Below are 22,819 nucleotides of genomic sequence, written 5' to 3' on the forward strand. Positions count from 1 at the left end.
TTGAGCGTAGTCTCAACGCCATGTCGACCCGTGAGTCCGCACCCGACGGCACCCAATGCACGATCGATCCGCGGGCTTCCGACGTCGGTACAACTGTGGTCGCGACGCTGAGCGACACCGACGAATCCCGTTATTCGACAGGTAGGTTCGGTAGCGACGGCCTTGCGGGGATCCGCGTCGACGATTGGTCGCAACCCGGCCGGACAGTGAACGGCTAGAGATGCGGCCCTACTACTCGACAGCACACGTCAAAGCGGCCGAGGCGCCGCTGCTGGCGAGTTTGCCCGAAGGCACGCTGATGCGCCGAGCCGCCTACGGCCTCGCACGGATCGCGGCCGACGAGTTGCGCTCACGCACCGGGGGCATCGTCGGACGCCGGGTGACGCTTCTGGTGGGTTCGGGCGACAACGGAGGCGACGCGCTGTGGGCCGGGGCCATGCTGCGACGTCGCGGTGCGGCGGTCATCGCGGTGCTGCTGAACCCGGCACGCGCCCACTCCGCCGGCCTGGCTGCACTGTTGGCCGCGGGCGGGCGCGTGTCACCGGATCCCGGGAACCCGGATCTGGTGCTCGACGGCATCGTGGGTACCTCAGGTAAGGGCTCGTTGCGTCCTGCGGCCGCCGCGATCGTCGCGCGGCTCGACGCGCCGATCGTGGCGGTGGACCTGCCCAGCGGCGTCGACCCCGACACCGGAGCAGTCGATGGTCCTGCGGTGACTGCAGCGGTCACGGTCGCGTTCGGTGCGCTGAAACCGGTCCACGTCCTCGCGGCCGCACGGTGTGGGCGGGTCGAGTTGGTGCCGATCGGCTTGGACCTGCCGGAGCCTGACCTGGTCGCGCTCGACGCGACGGACGTGGGCCGGCTATGGCCGGTTCCCGGTGCCGCGGACGACAAGTACACCCAAGGAGTCGTCGGAGTCGTCGCAGGCAGCTCGCGATATCCGGGAGCGGCGGTCTTGTCGTCGGGTGCGGCGGTCACCGCCACGGCCGGCATGGTCCGGTACGCGGGCCGGGCGGCGACGGAGGTGCTCAACCATTGGCCGGAAGTCGTCGCGGCGCCCTCGCCCCGTGAGGCGGGACGCGTGCAGTCCTGGGTCGTCGGCCCGGGGATCGGCACGGACGCCGACGCCCTCGACGAATTGTGCACCGTTCTCGCCTCGGATCTTCCGGTGCTGGTCGATGCCGATGGGCTCAACCTCCTCGCCGCTCGCCCCGAGCTGCTACGGGGCCGGAATGCCCCGACCCTGCTGACACCGCACGCGGGCGAGTTCGAACGTCTCGCCCGGTTTGCGCCCGCACCCGACCGGGTCGCGGCGACCCGGGAGCTTGCCGAGCAGTGGGGCGTCACGGTTCTCCTCAAGGGCCGGGCCACCGTCATCGCCGACCCGCACGATGGTGTCCACGTCAACGAGGCGGGCGGTTCGTGGGCGGCAACGGCCGGGTCGGGCGACGTCCTGTCCGGCATCGTCGGAGCACTGATGGCGACGGGCCTCGAACCGGCCGTCGCCGCGGCGGTGGGAGCGCGGGCCCACTCGCTCGCGGCCAATTTGGGTGCGCAGGAAGGCTCCGAAGAAGTCGGAGACGGCGGTCTCGCGCCGATCTCCGCGTCGGTCTTGCTTTCCCATCTGCGGTCCGCGATCCGGATACTTCGCGGATATGCAGCCATGTCGTAGCTCGTGGGGTGTACCCGCGAGTTTCGTCCGTCTTGGTCAGTGGCAGGATCGAACGCCGTGACCTCTACCGCGCAGGAGCCTGACACCGAACCGGAGACCGCGCGCGCCGCCTCCGCCCCGGAAGCCCCGTCCTCAGTGGTCGCGTCCCCGTCATCAGCGGTAGCGCCTCAGGCGGAAGCGGTGATCGATCTCGACGCCGTGGCGCACAACATTCGCATCTTGAACGAGCACGCCGGCGATGCCTCCGTTATGGCGGTGGTCAAGGCCGACGCGTACAGCCACGGTGCCGTTCCGGTGGCTCGGGCGGCCCTTGCCGCCGGTGCACGTGAACTTGGCGTAGCGACCCTCGAAGAAGGCCTCGAACTCAAGCACGCGGGCATCACCGCACCCGTCCTCTCGTGGCTGCACACGTCCGACGCCGACTACGCACCCGCCATCACGGCGGGGGTGGAACTGGGGCTGTCGTCGCCGCGCCACCTCGCTGCGGTTGTTGACGCGGCACGCCGAGTGGGTGAGACCGCCACCGTATCGGTAAAGATCGAAACCGGCCTCAACCGCAACGGTGTGTCACACGAAGAATGGGACGACTTCCTGGTGGATCTCGCTCGCGCGGAAGCCGAGCGCGCGATCCGTGTCAAGGGCATGTTCTCGCATCTTGCGCACGCCGACGAACCCCACCACCCGGTGATCGACGATCAATGCGAGCGGTTCACGCGAGCACTCGATGACGCCAAGCACGCTGGTCTTGTGCCGGAGGCCGCGCACATGGCGAACTCGGCGGCCACGCTCACCCGCACCGACCTGCGGTTTGAGATGGTTCGGCCGGGAATTGCGATATACGGGCTGTCGCCGGTGCCGCGGATGGGCACCTTCGACCTGAGACCGGTCATGACGTTCCGATCGAGGGTGGCTCTGGTGAAGAAGGTTGCAGCAGGGGAGGGCGTGTCCTACGGCCACACCTGGATTGCGCCGCACGACACGATCGTGGCGTTGCTGCCGGTCGGCTATGCGGACGGTATCCCGCGCGCGCTCAGTGGGAGGTTCGATGTGTGGCTCGGGGACGACCGACGTCCGGGCATCGGCCGGGTCTCGATGGACCAGGTCGTTGTCGACCTCGGTCCGGACGGGGCGGGCGTCAGGGAAGGTGACATCGCGGTGTTCTTCGGGAACGGAGAGCGCGGTGTGCCACACGCGCAGGAGTGGGCCGAGGCGCTCGACACCATCCACTACGAGGTGGTGACATCAGTGCGCGGACGGACGGTCCGAACCTTCGTCGGAGGGCCGGACGGTCCGTCATGAACCTCGTGAACAGGCTCGGCTTGTTCGGCGGCGTTGTGGGCGTCGCCGCGATAAGCACACTCGCGGGGTTCGAGGTTGTGAAGTCCGTGACGAAGCGCCAGGGACCGGAGATCTACGGATCCGAGGACTTCGAACTCATGAGCGGCGACCGGAGCCGGGTCGTCATGACGGAGGACGATGTTCCGCTGCTGGTCCGCGAGGTCGGTCCCTCGGACGCTCCGCTGACCGTGATCTTCGTGCACGGGTACTGCCTGCGCATGGAGTCGTGGCACTTCCAGCGCAAGCAACTCGAACGGATGTGGGGCGACTCGGTACGGATGGTGTTCTACGACCAGCGTGGGCATGGCGGGTCGGGGATGCCGACCGCCGAGAGTTGCACCATTGCACAGTTGGGGCGCGATCTCGAGGCGGTGATCGACGCCGTCGCGCCGACCGGTCCGGTGGTGCTAGTGGGGCACTCGATCGGCGGTATGACGATTCTGGCGATGGCGCGTCAGTTCCCAGAATTGTTCGACGACAAGGTGATCGGCGTCGGTCTGCTCGCGACGACGGCAGCCGGCCTGAACAAATCCGGGCTCGGTCGCAATCTCGACAACCCCGTGATCGACGCGTTCCGGCTTGCCGTGCGTACCGCGCCGGAAGTTGTGCAGCGGGCGCGCGGCGCCGCGCGCGCGATCATCTCGCCGATCCTGCGCGCCGCATCGTATGGCACCGAGGTGTGCCCGCGGCTCGTCGCGTTCTCCGAGGGCATGCTCAACACAGTGTCCGTGGTGACTATCGTCAACTTCCTCGAATCGCTGGAACTGCACGACGAGTCCGAGGCACTGCCCGTGCTCGCCGACACCCCGGCACTGGTGTTGTCCGGTGACGCCGACATGGTCATCCCGTTCCCGAGTTCGAGGTCGCTCGCGGCGCGGCTGCCGCGGGCCGAGTTGGTGCGAGTCCGCGGTGCCGGCCATATGGTCGAGCTCGAGTTCCCGCAGGCAACCTCCGATGAGATCGATCGGCTGGTCCAGCGGGCTGTGTCGCGCCGCAAGGATCGAGAAAATGCCACGCCGGCAGGTGAATTGGAGCGGACCGATGCCGTCTGACCCTGGTACCGCGCGAGGCAGTGCCACGCTACCGACCACCGAGGACACCGAGGCGCTGGGACGAACACTGGCCCGCGACCTCGTCGCGGGGGATCTCGTCGTGCTCGACGGGCCGCTCGGGGCTGGGAAGACCGCGTTGACCCGGGGGATCGCGGCGGGGCTCGGTGTGGAGGGGCGCGTGACGTCACCGACCTTCATCATCGCCCGTGAGCACCGTCCGGGCGCCCGACCCGACGGCGGCGCCCCGGTCGCCCTTGTCCATGTAGATGCCTATCGGCTGGGCGAGGCCGGTGGAGGCGGTGCCGTGGACATGCACGACCAGCTCGACGCCCTCGATATCGACACCGACCTCGCCGGTGCGGTGGTCGTTGTCGAGTGGGGAGAGGGCATCGTCGAGCACCTTGCGGAGCGGCATCTACGCGTACGACTCCGCCGTGAGCCGGGGTCGGACGTTCGGACCGCGACGTGGGAGTGGGTGACCGGACCCGGGGCTCGCTGACTCCTGCAGTAGGCGTCCGAGAACGTGACTTCAGGCTCGGGTCGGTGGACCCGGGGGCTCCGCCGCGGCGGCTGCCTCGCCGAACCGGCGGTCGTATGCGACTGCGATCCACGCGGTGATCACTGCGGGTATCACGAAGGTCGCCTGGCCCAACCCGTTCGAGTAGCCAAATGCGCCGGATCGGATGGATTCGATCAGTAGATACATGGCCAAGGTGAGGACCGCAGCCAGTGGAAGGACCCGCAGGCACGCCCGACGCGTCCGCCGCGCGACGAGCCACCCCGCGGTCGCTGCCGTGACGCCCGCGACAGCAGCGATCAGGATCGCCAAGGACTCGTAATTGCCGTCTTCGCCGACGAAGACGTAGCGTATGCCCCCGACCAGTGGATTGATTACCAGCACCGACAGAGCGAGTACAGCACCGATTCCCGCCCTCACACGACTGCGGGCAGCCACGGACACTGCGAACGCCAGCGCGACCGGTATGAGCAGGAATTGGGCGTAGAGACCGGGCCACTCGAGGTCGACGCTCGAGCGGGTGGAAAACAGGAACGCGATCAGAACAGAGGTCCACAAGACCACATGCCCGACGAACAGTCGGGCCAGTTCGGTCCGCTCGTCCGACCAGAAGTCGACTGCAGCAGTGTCCCGATCGGAGCGCTGGGCTCCAGGACGCGAGGTCGATTCATCCAGTTCGGTCATGGCGACGATTGTGAGCCACCGCGATGGATGCCGCAAGGGGGTACGAACGCTATTACTCGGTGGTCGAGTACTCAGCGGTCGAGCGTGAGGCTTCGGCTTCGGTAGCGACGGAATGGCGACGGTCAGCCGGTCCCGGAAGCCGCGTGCGGCGAGGGTAACCAGGTACATCGTGCTTGTGCTTGCCATCGACACCTCCACTCCCGCGGTTACCGCAGGCGTCGTGCAATTCGACTCTGAGTCCGACGCCGGTGCTGCGCGGGCGTTCGCGACGCGACAGACCGTCGACGCCCGAGCACACGCGGAGGTCCTCACCCTGCAGATCCACGAGTGAATCGCCGAATCCGGCTACAACCCTTCGGATCTCGACGCCACCGACCACCGAGGCGCTGGGACGAACAACTGGCCCGCGACCTCGTCGCGGGGGATCTCGTCGTGCTCGACGGGCCGATCGGGGCTGGGAAGACCGCGCTGACCCGGGGGATCGCGGCGGGGCTCGGTGTGGAGGGGCGCGTGATGTCACCGACCTTCATCATCGCCCGTGAGCACCCTCCGGGCGCCCGACCCGACGGCGGCGCCCCTGGTCGCCCTGGTCCATGTCGATGCCTACCGGTTGGGTGAGGCTGGAGGAGGGACGTTCGCACCGCGACGTGGGAGTGGGTGACCGGCCCAGGGGCGCGCTGACCCCTGCGGAGCGCCCTAGAACGGGACTTCAAGCCTGAGCCGGTGGATCTGGGGGCGCCTTGGCGGCCGCCTGGCCGAACCGACGGTCGAGCGCGACTGCGATCCATGCGGTGATCACTGCGGGTATCACGAAGGTCGTCTGGCCCAACCAGTTCGAGAAGATCGGGTTGAAGGTATGGAAGATGGCGTAGCCGAATGCGCCGGAGTCGATGAATACGATGAGTAGATACATGGCCAAGGTGAGGACCGCAGCCAGTGGCAGCACGCGCAGGCACGCCCGTCGCGTCCGCCGCGCGACCAGCCACCCTGCGGTCGCGGCCGTGACGCCAGCGACAGCAGGTGCGATCAGGATCGCCCAGAACTCGTAGTAGCCGACCTCGCCGGCGAAGACGTGGAGTATGCCCGCGACCAGTGGTCTGACTACCAGCACCGACAGTGCGAGTGCAGCACCGATTCCCGCCCTCACACGACTGCGGGCAGCCACGGACACGGCGAGCGCCAGTCCGACCGATATGACCAGGATTTGGGTGTAGACACCGAGCCACCCGAGGTCGACCGTCGAGCGGGTGGGCAACAGGAACGTGATCAGAACAGAGGTCCACAAGACCAGATGCCCGACGAGTAGTCGGGCGAGTGCGGTCTGCTCATTCGACCAGAAGTCGACTGGAGCAGCGTCCCGATCGGAGCGTTGAGCCCTGAAACGCGAGGGCGATTCGTCCGATTCAGTCACATCGACGATTGTCGCCCATCTCGATGGATACCGCAGAGGGCGGTACGAACGCTTTCGGTAGCGACGGAAAGGTAAAGGTCAGCCGGTCCCGGAAGCCGCGTGCGGCGAGGGTAACCTGGTACATCGTGCTTGTGCTTGCCATCGACACCTCCACTCCGGCGGTTACCGCGGGCGTCGTGCAATTCGACCCTGAGTCCGACGCCGGTGCTGCGCGGGCGTTGGCGACGCGACTGACCGTCGACGCCCGAGCACACGCGGAGGTCCTCACCCCGCAGATCCTCGAGTGCCTCGCCGAATCCGGCTGCAACCCTTCGGATCTCGACGCCGTCGTCGTCGGGGTAGGGCCGGGTCCGTTCACGGGACTGCGCGTCGGCATGGTGACCGCGGCGGCTTTCGGAGATGCGCTCGGCGTTCCCGTGCACGGGGTGTGCAGCCTCGACGCGATTGCCGCTGATGTCGGTGATGATCGGGACCTGTTGGTGGTGACGGATGCTCGTCGCCGCGAGGTGTACTGGGCGCGCTACTCGGGTGGGCGACGGGTCGAGGGCCCCGAGGTGATCAAACCGTCCGAGCTCGCCGCGGCGCCGTCCGAGGCGATCGCCGGATCGGCCTCGCACGTGGACATGTTCGACCTCCCGGTAGCGCCGGTGGAGACACCGTCACCGACCGGTCTGGTGGCGGTCGCAGCGCAGGCATTGCGTGTCGGGGTAGAGCCGGAGCCGTTGGTTCCGCTGTATCTGCGTCGGCCGGACGCGGTGGAATTGGCGGCCCGTCGCAGATGAACTTCCGCATCGTGCCGATGACCGACGCCGACGCCGACCGTTGCGCGGAGTTGGAGCAGGTGCTCTTCCCCGGAGACGATCCGTGGAGCGCGAAGGCGTTCCGGTCGGAGCTGGCGCGCCGTCACAACCACTACTTCGCGGCACGCGACGAGGCCGACGTGCTGATCGGGTACGCCGGGGTGGCACTGCTCGGCACGAGTGTGATTCCCGAGGGCGAGGTCCACACGATCGGCGTCGATCCGAAGGTACAGCGAGGTGGCGTCGGCAGTGCGCTGCTGTCGGAGCTGCTGCGGGTCGCCGACAAGTGGGGCGGCCCGGTGTTCCTCGAGGTCCGCACCGACAACGAACCGGCGATCGCGCTGTACAAGCGCGAGGGCTTCGAAATCGTAGGAACCAGGAATCGGTACTACCAGCCGAGCGGCGCGGACGCGTTCACGATGCGCCGTCCCCCGCAGGGCAAGGAGTGACGGCCATGATCGTGATGGGTATCGAGAGTTCGTGCGACGAGACCGGTGTCGGGATCGTCCGCTGGCTCGGTGACGGCCGGTGCGAGTTGCTCGCCGACGAGGTGGCCTCGAGCGTCGACCAGCACGCGCGCTACGGCGGCGTTGTGCCGGAGATCGCGTCGCGCGCGCACCTCGAGGCCATGGTGCCGACGATGACGAGGGCGCTGACGGCCGCCGGAATCGACAAGCCCGATGCCATCGCAGTCACCATCGGTCCCGGCCTTGCCGGTGCCCTCCTCGTCGGGGTTGCCGCCGCCAAGGCGTACGCGGCCGCGTGGGGCGTGCCGTTCTACGCGATCAACCACCTCGGCGGCCACGTCGCCGTGGACACGATCGAGCACGGCCCGATGCCGCCGTGCGTTGCTCTGCTCGTCTCGGGTGGACACACGCACCTGTTGCACGTCGAGGGGTTGGGTCGCAAGCCGATCGTGGAGTTGGGCACCACGGTGGACGATGCTGCCGGCGAAGCTTTCGACAAGGTGGCCCGGCTACTCGATCTCGGGTTCCCGGGTGGGCCCGCGCTCGATCGCCTCGCGCAGCGGGGTGAGCGCGACGCAATCGTGTTCCCGCGTGGCATGACCGGCCCGCGGGATGCGCGCCACGACTTCTCGTTCTCGGGTCTCAAGACCGCGGTGGCCCGCTTCGTCGAGGCGAAGCAGGCTGCGGGAGAGCCGATCCCGGTCGCCGACATCGCGGCGGGATTTCAGGAGTCGGTCGCCGACGTGCTGACGATGAAGGCCGTACGTGCGGCTCAGGACGTCGGTGTCGGCACCCTCGTTCTGGGTGGCGGCGCGACCGCCAACTCGCGAATCCGTTCGCTCGCGGAAGAGCGGTGCGGGGCCGCAGGCCTCACCCTCCGCGTGCCGAGCCCACGGCTGTGCACGGACAACGGGGTGATGATCGCCGCGCTCGGGGCGCACCTCATTGCGGGTGGTGCCCAACCGTCGCGGCTCACCTCGGCAACGGATCCGGGACTTCCGGTTTCGGTGAGCCAGGTTCGAGACTGACGGCAGAACCTACGGCCGGTGGCGCGAGTTCTGTCTGCTGGGCTCGCTGGTCGTCGTTCGCGAGCCTCGTGTCCGGGACGAGACCGGGAAGCCAGGTGGGGAGTTCGGGCCACTGGGGCGGAATCCACGGCAGCGTCGTTGTCGTCGGCGCAGCCGGGGAGGTCGGCTCAGGTGTCGCCGGCGGAACCGGTTGCGACGTCGTGGGGGACGGCGTCGGGTCCGTGTATGTCGGCACCTGGTTCACCGGGACCGGGAGCGTTGGTGGCGATGCCGGGCCGGGCGACGGCGTGCCTTCCACCGGGCTCGCGGCCGGTTGATCCGTCGTCGGGTCAATCGTTTCGACAAGGTTGCCGGCAGGAGAGTAATAGTCGTCCGCGCTCTCCGGGATCATCTCCTTGACGCCGTAGCCGAGTATCAGGGTGCCCACTACGAACGCACCGACAACCGCAGCGGAGACTCGCCTACCGGACCCGGCTACAACCGGGAACTCCTGCCGCGAGTCGGAGCCAGCCAGCAGTGCTGCACCTTTGGCGGTCGCGGCCTGGGGTTCGTCGATGACGATGGTCGCGCCGTCGAACTGGGCTTCGAGCGCGGCACCCACCTCGGGGACGTTTCCTCCGCCACCCACGAGGACGACTGCTTCGGGCTTGTTGCGGGCGCGCCCGGCCGCGGCGACGACGAAGTCGGCGACCCGGGCACCGATCCGGTCGGCGGGTTCGCCGGATGTGACGTCACCGTTCACGGCGGACGTTCGGTCACGGACCTCGACCGCGCCGCTGGCCGGGTCGAGGACGGTGACGGTGAGACCGGATGCGCCGAGATCGGCGACGGCGACGGAATCGTACTGCTCGACCAGTCCGGTGCTCTGGAGGTAGGTGAGCGTCGCGACGATCTCGGGGACGAGGCGGATCGGACGTCTCTGGTTCTTGGCGGCGGACCGGAGCGCGGCAGCCTGCCACTGGGTGCGGTACGCGACGGCGATCGCATCGGGTTCGATCCGTTGGTTGGGGACCTGAGTCGTCATCAAACCGATCGCCGACAGCGCAAGATCCCCGAGATCAGTGAGGGCGCCCAGGTCCGCTGGGATCGTCCGGTACTCGACCGACGAGTTGCCGGCGTCGTCGGTGGTGAGGAGTGCGCCACACACACCGGCCGCCCCAGCGGAGACCCCGAGTGCACTGCGCATCGTCCACCTCCTGTTCTCGGGTTCCGGAATTTCTTCCGTTCGTCGGTCGCGTCCCGCGCAGAATCGCGCGTTACCCATACTCACCGTATCGGCATCGTTACATTAACGTTACTGAATATCTGTTCGTGACGCTCGCTACGGTGTGTCGACGCAGGTCGCCGAGGGTATTGGCGGTAGAACGGGCCTAACGATTGCGGTACCGGCACTGCGGAAGCGAGGGCGAATGTCCGACCCCCGGCAACTTCAGGACCTGGACCGCCGTCAGCGGCGGCGCCTCCTGTCGCTGGCGTTGCTGCGCCCGCTCGCGACCGTCCTGCTCCTCACCGTTGCGTACTTCGTCTTACCGATGAGTCAGCTGTCCAGCGTCGGCGCGGTGCTGCTCCTCGGCGGCGGACTGGTTTTCGTCACGGTGCTGTGCGTCTGGCAGGTGTGGCGGATCGTGCACTCGCCGACACCGGCACTCCGGTCAGCCGAGGCCCTGGTGGTTACCGTGCCGGTCTACCTGTTGGGTTCTGCTACCACGATCTTTCTGCTGGCGCAGATGGACCCGACGGCCTTCAGTGAACCGCTGACCCGCATGGACGCGCTCTACTTCACGCTGACCGTCTTCGCCACGGTCGGGTTCGGCGACATCGCAGCGGTCGAACAGGCTGCCCGGGCCGTCGTCACCATGATGATCGTCGGGAACCTCGTGATGCTTGCGGTGGGGGTCAAACTGCTCACGGTGGCGGCGAAGTGGGGCGAAGCCCGCCGCGAGAGCGCCGAATCCGACTGAGAGGCACCGGTCAGCGCAGTGTCGCCAGAACCAGTTCGACGTTGTGATCCGGTGACTCGCCGAGCAGAGCCGGGTCAGCGTGGATGTCGTTGAACGAGAACTCGCGGTACATCGACGCCAGGCCCAAGGGACTGAAGTCGTCGTAGTCGACTTGGTACGGGCTGTCGGCCTCGAACAGCGTCGTCAGCAACGACACGGTTCCGTCCTCGTTGTCGACGACCTCGATGATGCGGCCCTGCTGTGGGAAGTCGATGTGCGAAGCCGTGTTGATCTCCCAGAAGCTCTGCTCCGGCGTCTGTCCGACCTGTGGCGTGATCCGGTTCTCGTGAGTGTGGCCGTTGACCCACGCGAGGACGTTCGGGAAGCGGTGCAGCAGGTCCACCAACTGAGCGCCCTTGATCCGGGGTTCCTGCGGGCGCTCGGGATCGGGGCGTGTGTTCGCCATCGACGTGCTGGTGTGATGGCTGAACAGGACGAAGTAGGTGTCAGTGCGATCCTGTGTGACCAGGGAGCCGTCGGTCTCGTAGTACTTGCTGCTGCCAGCGAGCAGCGTCTGCTCGATCCACTCGAACTGTTCTTCGCCGAGAGAGCCGTCGACGAAGCCGGCACGGTTGGTCGAGTCCATGCTGATTCCGATCACGCCGGGCGCGATCTCGAAGCTGTAGTACCCGATCCCGGACTCGGCCGCCTCGGGTGCGAAACCGTGTCCGACTGGGCCGGGCCCGGTGTTGGCGGGATCGAGGTGGGCGGCGATGAACTCGCGGGGAGTGAACGGCTTGCGGCGCTCGTCGGGAGTGACCGTGCGCGGGCGGGTGGTGATTGCCGACAGCAAGTTGAGCAGATCGGTCGGGTCGGAGCTCATGGCACTCGACATTTGTGCCGACTGGTTGGCAGAGTCGGGCACCTCGAACTTCTTGCTACCCGTGTACATGTCCTCGAAGAACGAAATCCCGTTCGGAAGGGTCCCCTGGACGGCGTCGTCGTGGTTACCGAAGACGCAATACCACTTGGTGTTGAGACCCGGGCTGACGACCGGCTGGAGAGCCGCGCCCAGCAGACCGGGAATCTCCGGGAAGCCGGCCTCCTTGTAGATGTCCCGGATCGACGACTCAGGATTCCAGTACAGGTCGGCGCCGGAGTTCTGCACTCCCTCGTACTGCGCCGGATCGCCGCTGTTGGGAGTGATGTCGCCGCCGTTCAGGGCAGCGAGGAACCAGTCGAGTTCGATGAACTCTTTGTTGTCGGTGTTGTCGCCGGTAGTGACGACCGCGTCGAAATCGCGCTGGGTGTGCGGTCCCATCCGAAGGGAGTTGACCCGGTTGACCAAGGAAATTAGGCCCTGCGCGGTCATGGTCTCCTGCGGCCGGTATGCGGAGGGTTGGAACGGGTGAACGTATTCGAACCGAACGGGCGACTGGGCGTCGAGCACGTGGACGTCGGTGAGCTGGACCAGCGACGCGAGCGCGGTGCGGCGGTCCTCACGGCCGGACTGGGCCTCGGCTAGGTCGTTCCGGACCACGAGCGGCCAGCCGGGTCCGGCGGTGAGTCGACGGTAGCCGCTCGAGCCGATGGGTACGGCGACGGACTCGAGCGTGGTGCCGGCGATCGACGCCGGTAAGGGCGCGGCGAGTGCCCGCCCGACGAGCGGATTCCACGACCGGTTGCCGATGAGTGGGAGCCCTGCGACTCCCAGTGCCCCGACTCCAGCAGCGCCGAGAAACTTGCGTCGATTCATATCGTTCATCTTTTGATGCCGACCGTTCATCCGAGGTTTACCTACGGCGGGCCAGTGTAGGTGAAAACTTCATCTAAAGCTCCTCCTTCGGCCGATTCGTGTGCCCGTTTCGCTACGAATTTTGTCGCCGCCGGTACGAACCCGGACAAGTAGCATGAATAACGCAAACCGGACGGTCCACGGTTTTTCCTCCTGTCCGAACGTTCAGTTTCATCTCCTGATAGTTCAGAATTCTCTGCGTGTAATTCTCTGCCGTCCCTGCGGCTGCTCCGCGCTCGTCAGGACCCCGGGAGTCATGGAGTCGAACGACAGTGAGCCATCAGGTCTGCAACGAACCTCCGCTCCGGCGCGGTCGATCGTCTGATCATGGTCCGCGCGGGAATGACGCTCGCGGTACCAACATGAGCGGGACCCCAGACCTCGGCGAGCAGACGTCGCAGCCTATCCGCCTCCGCCGGTCTCGGATGCGACGGAGAAGTGAGCATGCGAAAACCGGGCCGGCTATCTGAGACTCCCAACGACTCTCGGGATTAGTGCCGTGCTTGCTGCCGAATTCCCGGGAATCACAGCGGTCGCCGAGAACTGTTAGACTTCGCTGGCTGCGGGCAGCAGCGAGTGTGCAAGTTCCGTTGGGTTCGCGCACTGCACGGCCGGGTGTTCGATTGACTGTCGGATCCAACTCGAGAATGCAGGGGCAAGAATGCGAAAGGTCAGCACCGAGCGGCTTGAGCCTTGGCTAGTTGCGCTCATGGCCGCGGCCTTCGCACTATTGATCATCGATGATTTGGCGGAGCACGATTGGTGGACCGCTGGACTATTTACCGTCTCCGGAATCGTCCTCCTTGCAACCTACCGAAGCGACCGCTCGCGATCGCGCCGAGGGGCAGGTTCAAATGAACAAGAGGATGGGCCGGCGGCCATACCCGCTTCCGAGATAGAAACTGCTGTAGCCAACGCGAACAGCGAGGTAGCGGCCGTGAAGGCCGTCAGAGAGAAGTTCCCGAATCTGGGACTCAAAGAGGCGCTGACGCTTGTGCGAGCTAGCTCGCGAAGCTTCAAGTAGTAGCTAGATCCCGAATACAGCCTCGAGAGTCATTCAGTGCGGGATCAATCCCGTCAACAGCCATACGCCCACTGCCGTCAAAGCAAAATTCGCGATCAGGACCGCGACTGGCAAACCAGTGCCACGGTTCTTACGCGAAGCCTTCTCCATGATTCCGGAGCTTACAATGCCCGCAGACCAGGCAAACATCAGAACAGCAGCCCCATTGACGCCCTTGGCGTATTCGAACAAGGCGCTGACAAAGAGGGCTGTACCTGAAGCAATGGCCAAGCCGCACATTCCAAAGAATACGCCGCGGAGCTCTTTGTAGTGCTTCTCGTTCAGGCTGGAGGTGAACATCATCTACTTCCCGGTGCTGAAGTGGCATCATCCGATCGCTATTCAGGGATCAGCTTTCGCGATGGGGAGGATAGCGCGCTGTCGGTTGCTTCGGGCAGGAATGCCGGCAGGCCGCCTGCACCGGATGTGTCCGCTGCGGGGCAGCATCCAATGCCGAGGCTGTTCCCTCCGAACTGGTTGGCTGGTACAGGAAGTACCAACCGACTAGACCGCCTCCGCGACAGGGACTTTCGTCCGGATGTGGGGAATCGTCAGCGGACTCGATCGCACTTTCATCGGCCTTGCGAGTGCGATCGCCGCGCCCGCGCCGGCGACGAAGGGCGGGATGTTCGAGTGAGCCTGCAGCGGGCTCACTCGGGTAGTGCCGCCCTTGAGTGCTGGCACTCTCGTGTATAGAGTGCTAGTCGACGCTGAGCGAGCTCCGGCACCCGCGACGACGGGGCTCGTGAGGAGTCATTGTGGTGACTGAACTGATCGTGGTCCGAGGAACCGCCTCGGACCCAACGAACCCCTGAAAGTGGAGGGCTCATCGTGGCGAGCGTGAACATCAAGCCGCTCGAGGACAAGATCCTCGTCCAGGCCAACGAGGCCGAGACGACGACTGCCTCCGGCCTGGTCATCCCCGACACGGCGAAGGAGAAGCCCCAAGAGGGCACCGTCGTCGCCGTTGGCCCCGGCCGCTGGGACGAGGACGGCGAGAAGCGCATTCCGCTGGACGTCCAGGAAGGCGACACCGTCATCTACAGCAAGTACGGCGGAACCGAGATCAAGTACGCCGGCGAGGAGTACCTGATCCTGTCGGCTCGCGACGTGCTGGCTGTCGTCGCCAAGTAAGCCTCACGCCTCTCGCCCCGGAGTTCCGCATCGGACCCGGGGCGGAGTGCGTTTTCCGGCCGAAACCCTGAAACCCGCTTCGGGACTAAGACCCTGAGCCCCAGGAGAACCTGAATCAATGTCCAAGCAAATTGAGTTCAATGAGACGGCTCGACGCGCCCTCGAGCGTGGCGTCGACCAGCTCGCTGATGCCGTCAAGGTCACCATCGGTCCACGTGGTCGGCACGTCGTGCTCGCCAAGGCTTTCGGTGGCCCCACGGTCACCAACGACGGTGTGAGCATCGCCCGCGAGATCGAGCTCGAGGACCCGTTCGAGAATCTCGGAGCGCAGCTCGTCAAGAGCGTCGCCACCAAGACCAACGATGTTGCGGGTGACGGCACCACCACCGCCACCGTGATCGCTCAGGCGCTGGTCAAGGCCGGCATGAAGAACGTTGCGGCAGGGGCGAATCCCATCGCGCTCGGCGTCGGGATCGGCAAGGCGGCCGATGCCGTGTCCGAGGCGCTGCTCGCCGCCGCGACCCCGGTCGAGGGTAGGGAGTCGATCGCCCAGGTCGCCACCGTCTCGTCGCGTGACGAGGAGATCGGCGACTTCGTCGGCGAGGCCATGACTCGTGTCGGTGTCGACGGGGTTGTCACGGTCGAGGAGTCCTCGACTCTCAACACCGAGCTCGTCATCACCGAGGGCGTCCAGTTCGACAAGGGCTTCTTGTCGCCGTATTTCATCACCGACGTGGAGACGCAGCAGGCCGTCCTCGAGGACGCGCAGATCTTGCTCTACCGTGAGAAGATCAGCTCGCTGCCCGAATTCCTGCCGCTGCTCGAGAAGATCGCCGAATCCGGCAAGCCGGTCCTGATCATTGCCGAGGACGTCGAGGGTGAGGTTCTGTCGACCCTCGTCGTGAACTCGATCCGTAAGACACTCAAGGTCGTTGCCGTCAAGGCGCCGTTCTTCGGCGACCGTCGCAAGGCGTTCCTCGAGGATCTGGCCGTCGTTACCGCGGGCACCGTCATCACCGCCGACATGGGCCTCTCGCTCAAGGAAGCCGGCCTGGAGTTGCTGGGTACCGCGCGTCGTGTCGTCGTTACCAAGGACGAGACCACGATCGTCGACGGTGCCGGCACGGAGGCGGACATCGCCACCCGCGTCGCGCAGCTCAAGCGCGAGATCGAGACCACCGACTCCGACTGGGACCGTGAGAAGCTCGAGGAGCGTCTCGCGAAGCTGGCCGGCGGCGTGGCGGTCATCAAGGTCGGTGCAGCCACCGAGACCGATCTCAAGGAGCGCAAGTTCCGTGTCGAGGACGCGGTCAACGCTGCCAAGGCCGCGGTCGAGGAGGGCATCGTCCCCGGTGGTGGCTCGGCCATCGTCCAGGCGGGTCAGCTCCTCTCCGATCTTGCCGCGTCGCTCTCGGGTGACGAAGCCACCGGTGTCGAGGTGGTGCGAACCGCGCTCGAGGCCCCCTTGTACTGGATCGCGACCAACGCAGGCCACGACGGCTCTGTCGTCGTCAGCAAAGTGACTGAGGCTGCCAAGGGCCACGGCTTCAATGCCGCGACCCTCACCTACAGCGACCTCCTCGCCGACGGTGTCGTCGATCCGGTCAAGGTGACTCGCTCCGCGGTCGTCAACGCCGCCTCCGTCGCTCGTATGGTGCTCACCACCGAGAGCGCCGTGGTCGACAAGCCCGCTGAGGAAGCTGACGATACCGGTCACGGCCACGCCCACTGACCTCGGTAACAGTTGAGACGAAGGCCCCCGGACGAATTCGTTCGGGGGCCTTCAGCTTTCGGGTCAGATGAGCGGGAGAGATGCGAACATGTCGCCCGTCGGTTGCGTCGATCCCCCGGGCGGTTCCACGGTGAAGCCGAGTTGCGTCGCGCCATCGATGTCCTCGAGCACTGCGGTGGTAGTGGGCGCCACCTGTCCGGGACCCATCGTTCCCACCGACACCTGCTGGTCTCCGTGTACGAGCCACATCTGATAGACCGTGTCCGGCCTGGGTGGAGTGACCCCGTTCATCACGAGCATCGCGGCGTTCGCTTCCCTCGAATACATCGCGGTCGCGGTACCACCGCCCGGGATCTCCGCCGACGACGACTGCATGTCGGGGGCATCGAGGATCTGCGCGGTGACCGACGTCGCCGGTGGAGTCTGCGTGAACTGACTCCCGATGACGACGCCGCCGGCAAGCAGCGCCGCGGCGGCAGCCACCGAGGCAACCGCGATCCGCCACCGTCGCTTGTCGGCTCGACGTTTCGAGACCTCGTCGCCGGAGACCCGACGCAGCAGGTCGTTGCGCAGCGACGATGGTGGCGTGGCAGCGACGAGTGAACTGGCGGCCGCCATCGTCTCGTGGGCCAACCGCACCGCGGTGTCGAACTCAGCCCGTGTCGTCTCGTCCGCACCGGCGAGGCGTGCTTCCAGCTTGCTCCGGTCATCATCGTCGAGGGCGTTGAGGGCGAGAAGGTGCGCCCACTCGATCAGGTCGTCGTCCATCTCACCTCACCCCCAGACATCCACGGAGTCTTACCAATCCGTCCCTGATCCGGGACTTCACCGTCGGCACTGCGACTCCGAGTTCCGCCGCTACCTCGCGGTACGTCCGACCGCCGTAGTACGCGAGGGTTACCGACTGCCTCTGGATGTCCGTCAGCGTCTGCATGCAGTCGAGAACCGCCTGGCGCTCCGCCCGCCGCGAGACTTCCTCCGTGACCTCGTCGAAATCGTCGGTGCGGTTGGTGGTCTCGTAGACGAACTCGCGATCGGTATGCGACTGCTCCGAACGGACCCGGTCCACGGCCCGTCGGTGCGCCAGCATCATCAGCCACGACAGCGGCGAACCGCGTCGCGGATCGAACGTGGCCGCGGACTTCCACACCTGGATGAAGACCTCCTGCGCCGTCTCCTCGCTGTACCCCGGATCGCGAAGGATCCGCAGGATCAGACCGTAGACGCGGGAACCGGTGCGGTCGTAGAAGTCTGCGAACGCTTCGGTATCGGCGGAAGCGATGCGCTGTAGCAACATCCTCAGATCCGCCGCCTCGTCGGCGCGCACATCGACGACGCGTCGGCTGTCGGCCGGGCAGACGTCATCGCCGCCGGCGGATCCGGCCGCGTTCACGTGTCCTCGTTCGAAGGCATCGAGGATCACCGTAGCGTCCGCGGACCGGATCTTCCGGGATTGGTGGGCCCTTCGGGTGGCGCCGGTGTTTGGCTCCACCGGTCCAGCCTCGAATCCAGCTCGGCACCCTAGCTTGGCATCAGGACCGAATCGATGAGGTACACAGTGGCGTTCGCGGTCTGCACGCCGCCGCACACGACACCGGCCTCGTCGACCTTCAGGTCGTCGCCCGACCCGGTGACCGTCACGTCCGAGCCCTCGACGGTGGTGTGTGTCCCGTCGACCTGGTCCGGCGCAAGTTCTCCGGGAACCACGTGGTAGGTGAGGATGTCGGTCAGCAGGGCATCGTCGGTCCTCAACTGCTCGATGGTCGCGGGATCGACTTTCGCGAACGCTTCGTCGGTCGGTGCGAACACAGTGAACTCGCCGCCGTCGAGTGTGTCGACCAGATTGACGTCCGGGTTGAGCTGCCCGGATACAGCGGCAGTCAGGGTCGTCAGCATCGGGTTGTTGGAGGCCGCGACGGTTACAGGATCCTGGGCCATGCCGCTCACCGAGCCGGGGCCTTCGGGAACCATCTCCGCGTAGTCGGCACAACCGGGCCCCACCAGATTCGCGGCCGGCTCAGCCGTGCCGTTCATCGGGCTCTCCATCGTCGGACTCGGGGTTGTCGTCGTGCCATTCGAGTCGTCGTCGGTCGCGCACGCACTAAGAACGAGGAGCGCGGCCGAGGCTGTGGCGGCGACGGCGAAAGTGCGGGTCTTCGTGATCATGGGTCTGCCCTCCGGCAGTTGCTCCGAGCAGTATCGATTGAAACTGTCGATAGGGACTTCGGAGCGAGCGGCAGTCCGGATGGGCGGCATCGTCTCAGAACTTCGCGAACGATCTGAGAGCATCGCGGTGGTTGATAGCCCCGCGCACGACGATGCCCAGTGGGCGGCGAAGGGACCCTCAGGCGATCCGGCGGCGGGTCTGCTGGGCGAGCGCCCCCCGCTCCGACTCCGACAACCCACCCCAGATCCCGTACGGCTCGCACACCGACAGGGCATGGTTGCGGCACTGGTTGATGACCGGGCAACGCCGGCATGTCTCCTTGGCCCGGCTTTCCCGCTGTGCCCGGGCACGACCACGTTCGCCGTCCGGATGGAAGAAGACAGAGGAATCCATCCCACGACACAGCCCGCGCATCTGCCAGTCCCAGATGTCGGCGTTCGGTCCGGGTAGACGATTCGGAACAGGCATCAGGACTCCTCTGTAGGCAGGCTCGCGATGATGCTGCAAGCAGCCCGCCACCCCCCGGGGATGACGGGACCAATGAAAATGGCCACGCACACGTAACCGTAATGGGCGGTATGAAATCGCGTCAACACCCTTGGCCAGTGGTGATTCACATATCTGCGGAGCGAAGAGTTAACGGGTTGTTCATTTACCTCATTTATGTCGACGCCCCGAAGTGCTCGAGTCCGTGCAGGTAGATGGGGTGTCCAGCTGGGCAATCTTCTGGAGTGATTTCGTCACTCGGGTCGCCCGAGAGTGCGGCTTGGTAATTCTCGTTAACCCCGTTGGCACAAATTCTTAAAATTGGCAGACGGTAGGTGGTGCATTCGTCGGGGCGGATGCGAGTTCGACTGCTTCCGTCCGGGGCCGCGATGTCCGATTTGTGGACTGCGACCGGCATCAGCCAAGGCGGGCTGTCGGTGATGGGATACTCGTCGGATGCTCCGCGACGTCGCGTTCGGCCCGGATCCTGGGCGATACCCGCTGCCGGTGCCCGGCGATGCCGTCGGGCGTTGGCTTCGCGGCGTGGCGCTCGGCGGGCAGGGCCGCTACGCCCAGGCTCGTGCCGAGCTCGAGACCCTGCGGCGCTCGACCGCTCAGCCGGCGGTCCTGTCGCTGGCCGCGAGTAGCCAGGCGTCGCTTCTTCGGCAACTGGGATCGCATGCTCGTGCCTCCGGGTACGACGGTGAGGCTCTCGCTCTGGTCGGTGCGAGTCGCTCGCGCGATCGCGAGGGTGCGCCCCTGATTGACGAGGCGCGATGCGACGCGCTGACTGGGCTCGCGGCCGATGCCCTCGGCTGCGGGCGGCTCGCCTTGGGGCGGCGACTGCTCGCGCGTTGCCGAGAGTATCTGGACGAGGTCGGGGATCCGGACACTCTCTGGCGTCAGCACATCCGCCTGGACTGGGTGACGACTGAGATCGCACTCGCAAAGGGCGACTTCGAGACCGCGGCGACACACTCGGCGGCGGCCGTTGCGCTTTCCGCGGACTGCCCGTCGGTCCGTCATCGCATCAAGTCGGCCCTGCTGTTCGCGGCGGCCGCGACCGGATTGCCAGAATCTGATCGCGCTCTGCAGGCGGCTGAGCAGGTACTCGCCGACAGCGACACACATGGGCTGGTGCCGCTGCGATGGGCGGCTGCAATGCTCGTGAACGGTGTAAAGCCGACTGCAGCTGCGCGGGCCGTGCGAGACGACTGTGCAGCCGTGTTGGCCCGTCGGGGCGGGAGGTTCGTGACATGACCGCTGGAATTTCGGGCGGGGCGTCGCCTCGCCGGACTGTGTCGTTAGTCTTACAGACGTTCCGCCACGCGGCGGAAGCACACCCGGCTGGGGGGACGTGCCACTGTAACGCCAGGATTCGCTCTGACGATGTTTAACACGGGTGAGGAGTTGAACTCCATCGTCCCTGCCGCTGCGCAGGGCGACCGGAATGCTCTGGCCCAAGTCCTGCAGAGTATTCGACCTTTGGTCGTACGGTATTGCCGAGCGAGGGTAGGAGCCTCGGAGCGGGGGAACCTGTCCGCGGACGACGTGGCGCAGGAGGTGTGCCTGGCCGTGATGACCGCGCTTCCGCGCTACAAGGATCAAGGCCGCCCGTTCATGGCTTTCGTGTACGGGATCGCTGCGCACAAGGTTGCGGACGCACACCGCAACTCGGCGCGTAACAAATCCGATCCAGTTGCAGAAGTACCAGATGTCGTTTCCTCCGAGGACGGTCCCGAAGCCCGGGCGCTGAGTTCGGAGACGGGCCGACAGGTGAACGCGCTGCTGGAAACGCTTCCGGAGAAGCACCGCGAGATCCTCGTCCTCCGGCTCGTCGTGGGGCTGTCCGCAGAGGAGACGGCGGCAGCGGTCGGAAGTACCGCTGGTGCCGTGCGGGTGGCTCAGCACCGAGCCATCGCCAAGTTGAAGAAGGAAGTGACGAGAGCAGGTGAGAGACATGGCTAGGGGCCACAATGGCGAGCCGGGCGATCCCCACGCTGATCTCGCCGGGAACGACGGTCCCGTCGACGTGTCGGCGGTGCGCCGCGACGACGCTCTGATCGACGCGATCGCGAGCGGTGAACCCGTCGCGACCGACAGTCCCGAGGAGTACCAGGTCGCCGCGCTGCTTGCGAACTGGCGCACCGAGATCCTCGCGCAGCCCTTGCCGGCCGAGCCGGATCTCGACGAGATCGTCGAGCGCGTCAACCATGAACTCGAGGCCCGGGAATCGCTTGCGACTCGTACCCGTTCGGGCCGCCGTCACCTCCGGCTGCTCCGTCCGATAGCGGCGGCAGCGGCGGTCGTCGCAATCGCCATGGGCGGTATGACGATCTTCTCGTACAACGCCGAGCCGGGCGATCCATTGTGGGGTGTCAAACAGGTCGTCTTCACGGAACGGGCCGCCTCGACCGTCGCCAAGATCGACACCACCTCCAATCTGGAGGAGGCCGAGCACCTCATCGCGACCGGTGACACCGATGGCGCCAAGGCCAAGCTCGACTCGGCCGCAGAACGGGCGAATGCCGTGCACGAGGCCGGAACACGGAACGAGTTGAACGGATGGCGCGAGCGGCTCCTCACCGAGTTGCAAAGGGCCACGACTACGGCGGCTGTGCCTTCCGACAACCCGTCGCCGTCGCCGTCGCCTTCGCCGGTCGACCAGTCGTCGAGTACTTCCCCGACACCGACCGGTCCGTCGGCGACGACTAGCCCGCAGACCACACCGAACCCGCAACTGCCGGTGTCGCCGACCTCCGTCGCCCCCGAGCCCACGGTGTCGGACACTCCATCGCCCACTCCGACATCGGATACGTCGGTGCCCAGCAGCCCGTCTCCGACACCGGATACACAGACGTCGACGACGATGTCGACGGCGATGTCGGACGAAACGTCGGACGAGACATCGGACACCGGGGTTTCGACCGGTTCGCTGGGTGATGCTCCGACGCCGACCGGCTGAGCGGGTACCTACACAAAGGCCCGGCAGGAGATCCTGCCGGGCCTTTTGCGCCGTTTGCTCTGCGGCGGGTGAACTTCAGCGGTCGAAACCGTCGCGGTGCAGCGCGTCGTTCACCGAGGCGTCCGCGTACCCACGGCAGTAGTCCCATGTGACGTAGGCGTCAGGCGATGGGTCGTATGCCGGTTCGTGCGGGCGGACTGTGCCGTCGACCAGCAGCTGGAGCAGGTTCGCGCGCAGCATGTCCCAGTCGTGATAGTGGTCTTGCTGGCAGTCCTCGCAGCACACGACCAGCCCGCGGATTCCGCGGTGGCTCAGGAGGCCCTCATACACGGCCAAGTCCGCGAGATCCTCCTCCACGGCAAGGCGCTCATGGGGATCCAAAGGCTGGCCCGGCTCGATTGCGTCGAGCGCAGCGGACGGATCGGCGGGGTCACCGGCGAAGGGGTCCGGCGGGAGGCCGGGAGGCAGTTGATCGCGCACGCCACCACGGTACGCAGGTCAGCCCCGTCTGCGCTAGCTGATAGCGCCCGGTGAGTCGCGGGGAGCGCGCGCGTGTGTGCTCCTGAGC

Annotated in this window: 25 protein-coding genes and 1 pseudogene; 16 read left to right on the top strand and 10 right to left on the bottom strand. The window is 66.3% G+C overall.

The window, feature by feature from the left end:
- Window positions 1-20 precede the first annotated feature (20 nt).
- The 5 genes from EGT50_RS00305 to tsaE all read left to right on the top strand — a co-directional run bounded on the left by EGT50_RS00305 (window position 21) and on the right by tsaE (window position 4,561).
- Entirely contained in the window at window positions 21-218 is a 198-nt protein-coding gene (locus tag EGT50_RS00305) for a hypothetical protein (RefSeq protein WP_127950637.1), read from the top strand.
- 2 nt (window positions 219-220) lie between these two features.
- The gene (locus tag EGT50_RS00310) at window positions 221-1,672 is read left to right on the top strand and encodes an NAD(P)H-hydrate dehydratase (RefSeq protein ID WP_127950638.1); all 1,452 of its coding nucleotides are present in this window, start codon (window positions 221-223) and stop codon (window positions 1,670-1,672) included.
- A 135-nt stretch (window positions 1,673-1,807) separates the two neighbouring features.
- Complete coding sequence (alr, locus tag EGT50_RS00315) at window positions 1,808-2,971, top strand: alanine racemase (RefSeq protein WP_235870547.1); 1,164 nt, start codon at window positions 1,808-1,810, stop codon at window positions 2,969-2,971.
- On the top strand, window positions 2,968-4,062 hold the full coding sequence (locus EGT50_RS00320; RefSeq protein WP_127950640.1) for an alpha/beta fold hydrolase: 1,095 nt from the start codon (window positions 2,968-2,970) through the stop codon (window positions 4,060-4,062). The genes alr and EGT50_RS00320 overlap by 4 nt, the downstream gene beginning before the upstream one ends.
- Window positions 4,052-4,561: a tRNA (adenosine(37)-N6)-threonylcarbamoyltransferase complex ATPase subunit type 1 TsaE gene (gene tsaE, locus EGT50_RS00325; RefSeq protein ID WP_127950641.1), complete on the top strand. Its 510-nt coding sequence runs from the start codon at window positions 4,052-4,054 to the stop codon at window positions 4,559-4,561. The genes EGT50_RS00320 and tsaE overlap by 11 nt, the downstream gene beginning before the upstream one ends.
- Before the next feature lie 30 nt (window positions 4,562-4,591).
- Here tsaE and EGT50_RS00330 read toward each other — a convergent pair whose 3' ends face one another.
- Window positions 4,592-5,263, bottom strand: coding sequence for a hypothetical protein (locus tag EGT50_RS00330; protein WP_127950642.1), 672 nt, complete (start codon window positions 5,261-5,263; stop codon window positions 4,592-4,594).
- Window positions 5,264-5,432: 169 nt separating this feature from the next.
- Here EGT50_RS00330 and EGT50_RS00335 point away from each other — a divergent pair, with 169 nt between their 5' ends.
- Both EGT50_RS00335 and EGT50_RS00340 read left to right on the top strand, forming a co-directional pair.
- Window positions 5,433-5,594 carry a hypothetical protein gene (locus tag EGT50_RS00335; protein WP_235870584.1) on the top strand — a complete coding sequence of 54 codons (162 nt, stop codon included), beginning with the start codon at window positions 5,433-5,435 and terminating at the stop codon, window positions 5,592-5,594.
- Between the two features lie 28 nt (window positions 5,595-5,622).
- Window positions 5,623-5,888 (top strand): annotated as a pseudogene (locus tag EGT50_RS00340) (tRNA (adenosine(37)-N6)-threonylcarbamoyltransferase complex ATPase subunit type 1 TsaE); the annotation flags it as partial.
- Window positions 5,889-5,972: 84 nt separating this feature from the next.
- On the opposite strand, the gene EGT50_RS00345 reads toward EGT50_RS00340, so the two are convergent.
- Window positions 5,973-6,674 (bottom strand): hypothetical protein, encoded by a 702-nt coding sequence (locus tag EGT50_RS00345; RefSeq protein ID WP_127950643.1) that lies wholly within the window; start codon window positions 6,672-6,674, stop codon window positions 5,973-5,975.
- 125 nt (window positions 6,675-6,799) lie between these two features.
- On the opposite strand from EGT50_RS00345, the gene tsaB reads away from it, so the two are divergent.
- From tsaB to tsaD, 3 genes are read left to right on the top strand one after another with little or no spacing between them, the layout of a single operon-like run.
- Window positions 6,800-7,456, top strand: coding sequence for a tRNA (adenosine(37)-N6)-threonylcarbamoyltransferase complex dimerization subunit type 1 TsaB (gene tsaB / locus EGT50_RS00350; RefSeq protein WP_127950644.1), 657 nt, complete (start codon window positions 6,800-6,802; stop codon window positions 7,454-7,456).
- Window positions 7,453-7,923, top strand: a complete 471-nt coding sequence (gene rimI, locus EGT50_RS00355) for a ribosomal protein S18-alanine N-acetyltransferase (RefSeq protein ID WP_127950645.1) — start codon at window positions 7,453-7,455, stop codon at window positions 7,921-7,923. Before tsaB ends, rimI begins: the two co-directional genes overlap by 4 nt.
- 5 nt (window positions 7,924-7,928) lie before the next feature.
- On the top strand, window positions 7,929-8,969 hold the full coding sequence (tsaD, locus tag EGT50_RS00360) for a tRNA (adenosine(37)-N6)-threonylcarbamoyltransferase complex transferase subunit TsaD (protein WP_127950646.1): 1,041 nt from the start codon (window positions 7,929-7,931) through the stop codon (window positions 8,967-8,969).
- On the opposite strand, the gene EGT50_RS00365 is transcribed toward tsaD, so the two are convergent.
- Window positions 8,914-10,155: an exopolyphosphatase gene (locus tag EGT50_RS00365; protein ID WP_127950647.1), complete on the bottom strand. Its 1,242-nt coding sequence runs from the start codon at window positions 10,153-10,155 to the stop codon at window positions 8,914-8,916. The two genes, tsaD and EGT50_RS00365, sit on opposite strands and share 56 nt — an antisense overlap.
- Before the next feature lie 223 nt (window positions 10,156-10,378).
- On the opposite strand from EGT50_RS00365, the gene EGT50_RS00370 reads away from it, so the two are divergent.
- On the top strand, window positions 10,379-10,930 hold the full coding sequence (locus EGT50_RS00370) for a potassium channel family protein (RefSeq protein ID WP_127950648.1): 552 nt from the start codon (window positions 10,379-10,381) through the stop codon (window positions 10,928-10,930).
- A 10-nt stretch (window positions 10,931-10,940) separates the two neighbouring features.
- On the opposite strand, the gene EGT50_RS00375 is transcribed toward EGT50_RS00370, so the two are convergent.
- Window positions 10,941-12,674, bottom strand: coding sequence for a TIGR03767 family metallophosphoesterase (locus EGT50_RS00375; RefSeq protein ID WP_127950649.1), 1,734 nt, complete (start codon window positions 12,672-12,674; stop codon window positions 10,941-10,943).
- A 1,087-nt stretch (window positions 12,675-13,761) separates the two neighbouring features.
- Window positions 13,762-14,070: a hypothetical protein gene (locus tag EGT50_RS00380; RefSeq protein ID WP_127950650.1), complete on the bottom strand. Its 309-nt coding sequence runs from the start codon at window positions 14,068-14,070 to the stop codon at window positions 13,762-13,764.
- A 528-nt stretch (window positions 14,071-14,598) separates the two neighbouring features.
- Between EGT50_RS00380 and groES the strand changes: the two genes are divergently transcribed.
- Both groES and groL read left to right on the top strand, forming a co-directional pair.
- A complete protein-coding gene (gene groES / locus EGT50_RS00385; protein WP_127946165.1) occupies window positions 14,599-14,901 on the top strand; it encodes a co-chaperone GroES in 303 nt (100 codons plus the stop codon).
- A 118-nt stretch (window positions 14,902-15,019) separates the two neighbouring features.
- Window positions 15,020-16,633: a chaperonin GroEL gene (gene groL / locus EGT50_RS00390; RefSeq protein WP_127950651.1), complete on the top strand. Its 1,614-nt coding sequence runs from the start codon at window positions 15,020-15,022 to the stop codon at window positions 16,631-16,633.
- 63 nt (window positions 16,634-16,696) lie between these two features.
- Here groL and EGT50_RS00395 read toward each other — a convergent pair whose 3' ends face one another.
- The 4 genes from EGT50_RS00395 to EGT50_RS00410 all read right to left on the bottom strand — a co-directional run bounded on the left by EGT50_RS00395 (window position 16,697) and on the right by EGT50_RS00410 (window position 19,268).
- Entirely contained in the window at window positions 16,697-17,401 is a 705-nt protein-coding gene (locus EGT50_RS00395; RefSeq protein ID WP_127950652.1) for an anti-sigma factor, read from the bottom strand.
- 1 nt (window position 17,402) lies between these two features.
- Window positions 17,403-18,056 carry a sigma-70 family RNA polymerase sigma factor gene (locus EGT50_RS00400; protein ID WP_408014592.1) on the bottom strand — a complete coding sequence of 218 codons (654 nt, stop codon included), beginning with the start codon at window positions 18,054-18,056 and terminating at the stop codon, window positions 17,403-17,405.
- Window positions 18,057-18,154: 98 nt separating this feature from the next.
- Entirely contained in the window at window positions 18,155-18,799 is a 645-nt protein-coding gene (locus tag EGT50_RS00405; RefSeq protein ID WP_127950654.1) for a fasciclin domain-containing protein, read from the bottom strand.
- A 178-nt stretch (window positions 18,800-18,977) separates the two neighbouring features.
- Window positions 18,978-19,268 carry a WhiB family transcriptional regulator gene (locus EGT50_RS00410; RefSeq protein WP_127950655.1) on the bottom strand — a complete coding sequence of 97 codons (291 nt, stop codon included), beginning with the start codon at window positions 19,266-19,268 and terminating at the stop codon, window positions 18,978-18,980.
- Between the two features lie 474 nt (window positions 19,269-19,742).
- On the opposite strand from EGT50_RS00410, the gene EGT50_RS00415 reads away from it, so the two are divergent.
- The 3 genes from EGT50_RS00415 (at window position 19,743) to EGT50_RS00425 (ending at window position 22,251) form a co-directional block, all read left to right on the top strand.
- Window positions 19,743-20,546 carry a hypothetical protein gene (locus EGT50_RS00415; RefSeq protein WP_127950656.1) on the top strand — a complete coding sequence of 268 codons (804 nt, stop codon included), beginning with the start codon at window positions 19,743-19,745 and terminating at the stop codon, window positions 20,544-20,546.
- Between the two features lie 129 nt (window positions 20,547-20,675).
- Window positions 20,676-21,254, top strand: a complete 579-nt coding sequence (locus EGT50_RS00420) for a sigma-70 family RNA polymerase sigma factor (protein WP_127950657.1) — start codon at window positions 20,676-20,678, stop codon at window positions 21,252-21,254.
- The gene (locus EGT50_RS00425) at window positions 21,247-22,251 is read left to right on the top strand and encodes an anti-sigma-D factor RsdA (protein WP_127950658.1); all 1,005 of its coding nucleotides are present in this window, start codon (window positions 21,247-21,249) and stop codon (window positions 22,249-22,251) included. The genes EGT50_RS00420 and EGT50_RS00425 overlap by 8 nt, the downstream gene beginning before the upstream one ends.
- Before the next feature lie 75 nt (window positions 22,252-22,326).
- Here EGT50_RS00425 and EGT50_RS00430 read toward each other — a convergent pair whose 3' ends face one another.
- The gene (locus EGT50_RS00430) at window positions 22,327-22,731 is read right to left on the bottom strand and encodes a DUF5319 domain-containing protein (RefSeq protein ID WP_127950659.1); all 405 of its coding nucleotides are present in this window, start codon (window positions 22,729-22,731) and stop codon (window positions 22,327-22,329) included.
- Between the last annotated feature and the right edge of the window lie 88 nt (window positions 22,732-22,819).

Origin of the sequence: Rhodococcus xishaensis (genome assembly GCF_004011825.1) — a bacterium.
In the GTDB taxonomy this organism is placed as follows: domain Bacteria; phylum Actinomycetota; class Actinomycetes; order Mycobacteriales; family Mycobacteriaceae; genus Prescottella; species Prescottella xishaensis.

Bases quoted from the DNA above. Each gene is read 5' to 3' on its own strand.
- EGT50_RS00395 (WP_127950652.1), bottom strand. From the start codon at position 17,401: ATGGACGACGACCTGATCGAGTGGGCGCACCTTCTCGCCCTCAACGCC.
- EGT50_RS00320 (WP_127950640.1), top strand. From the start codon at position 2,968: ATGAACCTCGTGAACAGGCTCGGCTTGTTCGGCGGCGTTGTGGGCGTC.
- EGT50_RS00375 (WP_127950649.1), bottom strand. From the start codon at position 12,674: ATGAACGATATGAATCGACGCAAGTTTCTCGGCGCTGCTGGAGTCGGG.
- rimI (WP_127950645.1), top strand. From the start codon at position 7,453: ATGAACTTCCGCATCGTGCCGATGACCGACGCCGACGCCGACCGTTGC.
- groL (WP_127950651.1), top strand. From the start codon at position 15,020: ATGTCCAAGCAAATTGAGTTCAATGAGACGGCTCGACGCGCCCTCGAG.
- tsaD (WP_127950646.1), top strand. From the start codon at position 7,929: ATGATCGTGATGGGTATCGAGAGTTCGTGCGACGAGACCGGTGTCGGG.
- EGT50_RS00405 (WP_127950654.1), bottom strand. From the start codon at position 18,799: ATGATCACGAAGACCCGCACTTTCGCCGTCGCCGCCACAGCCTCGGCC.
- EGT50_RS00415 (WP_127950656.1), top strand. From the start codon at position 19,743: ATGCTCCGCGACGTCGCGTTCGGCCCGGATCCTGGGCGATACCCGCTG.
- EGT50_RS00380 (WP_127950650.1), bottom strand. From the start codon at position 14,070: ATGATGTTCACCTCCAGCCTGAACGAGAAGCACTACAAAGAGCTCCGC.
- EGT50_RS00370 (WP_127950648.1), top strand. From the start codon at position 10,379: ATGTCCGACCCCCGGCAACTTCAGGACCTGGACCGCCGTCAGCGGCGG.
- EGT50_RS00365 (WP_127950647.1), bottom strand. From the start codon at position 10,155: ATGCGCAGTGCACTCGGGGTCTCCGCTGGGGCGGCCGGTGTGTGTGGC.
- EGT50_RS00420 (WP_127950657.1), top strand. From the start codon at position 20,676: ATGTTTAACACGGGTGAGGAGTTGAACTCCATCGTCCCTGCCGCTGCG.
- EGT50_RS00330 (WP_127950642.1), bottom strand. From the start codon at position 5,263: ATGACCGAACTGGATGAATCGACCTCGCGTCCTGGAGCCCAGCGCTCC.
- EGT50_RS00425 (WP_127950658.1), top strand. From the start codon at position 21,247: ATGGCTAGGGGCCACAATGGCGAGCCGGGCGATCCCCACGCTGATCTC.
- tsaE (WP_127950641.1), top strand. From the start codon at position 4,052: ATGCCGTCTGACCCTGGTACCGCGCGAGGCAGTGCCACGCTACCGACC.
- EGT50_RS00410 (WP_127950655.1), bottom strand. From the start codon at position 19,268: ATGCCTGTTCCGAATCGTCTACCCGGACCGAACGCCGACATCTGGGAC.
- EGT50_RS00310 (WP_127950638.1), top strand. From the start codon at position 221: ATGCGGCCCTACTACTCGACAGCACACGTCAAAGCGGCCGAGGCGCCG.
- EGT50_RS00305 (WP_127950637.1), top strand. From the start codon at position 21: ATGTCGACCCGTGAGTCCGCACCCGACGGCACCCAATGCACGATCGAT.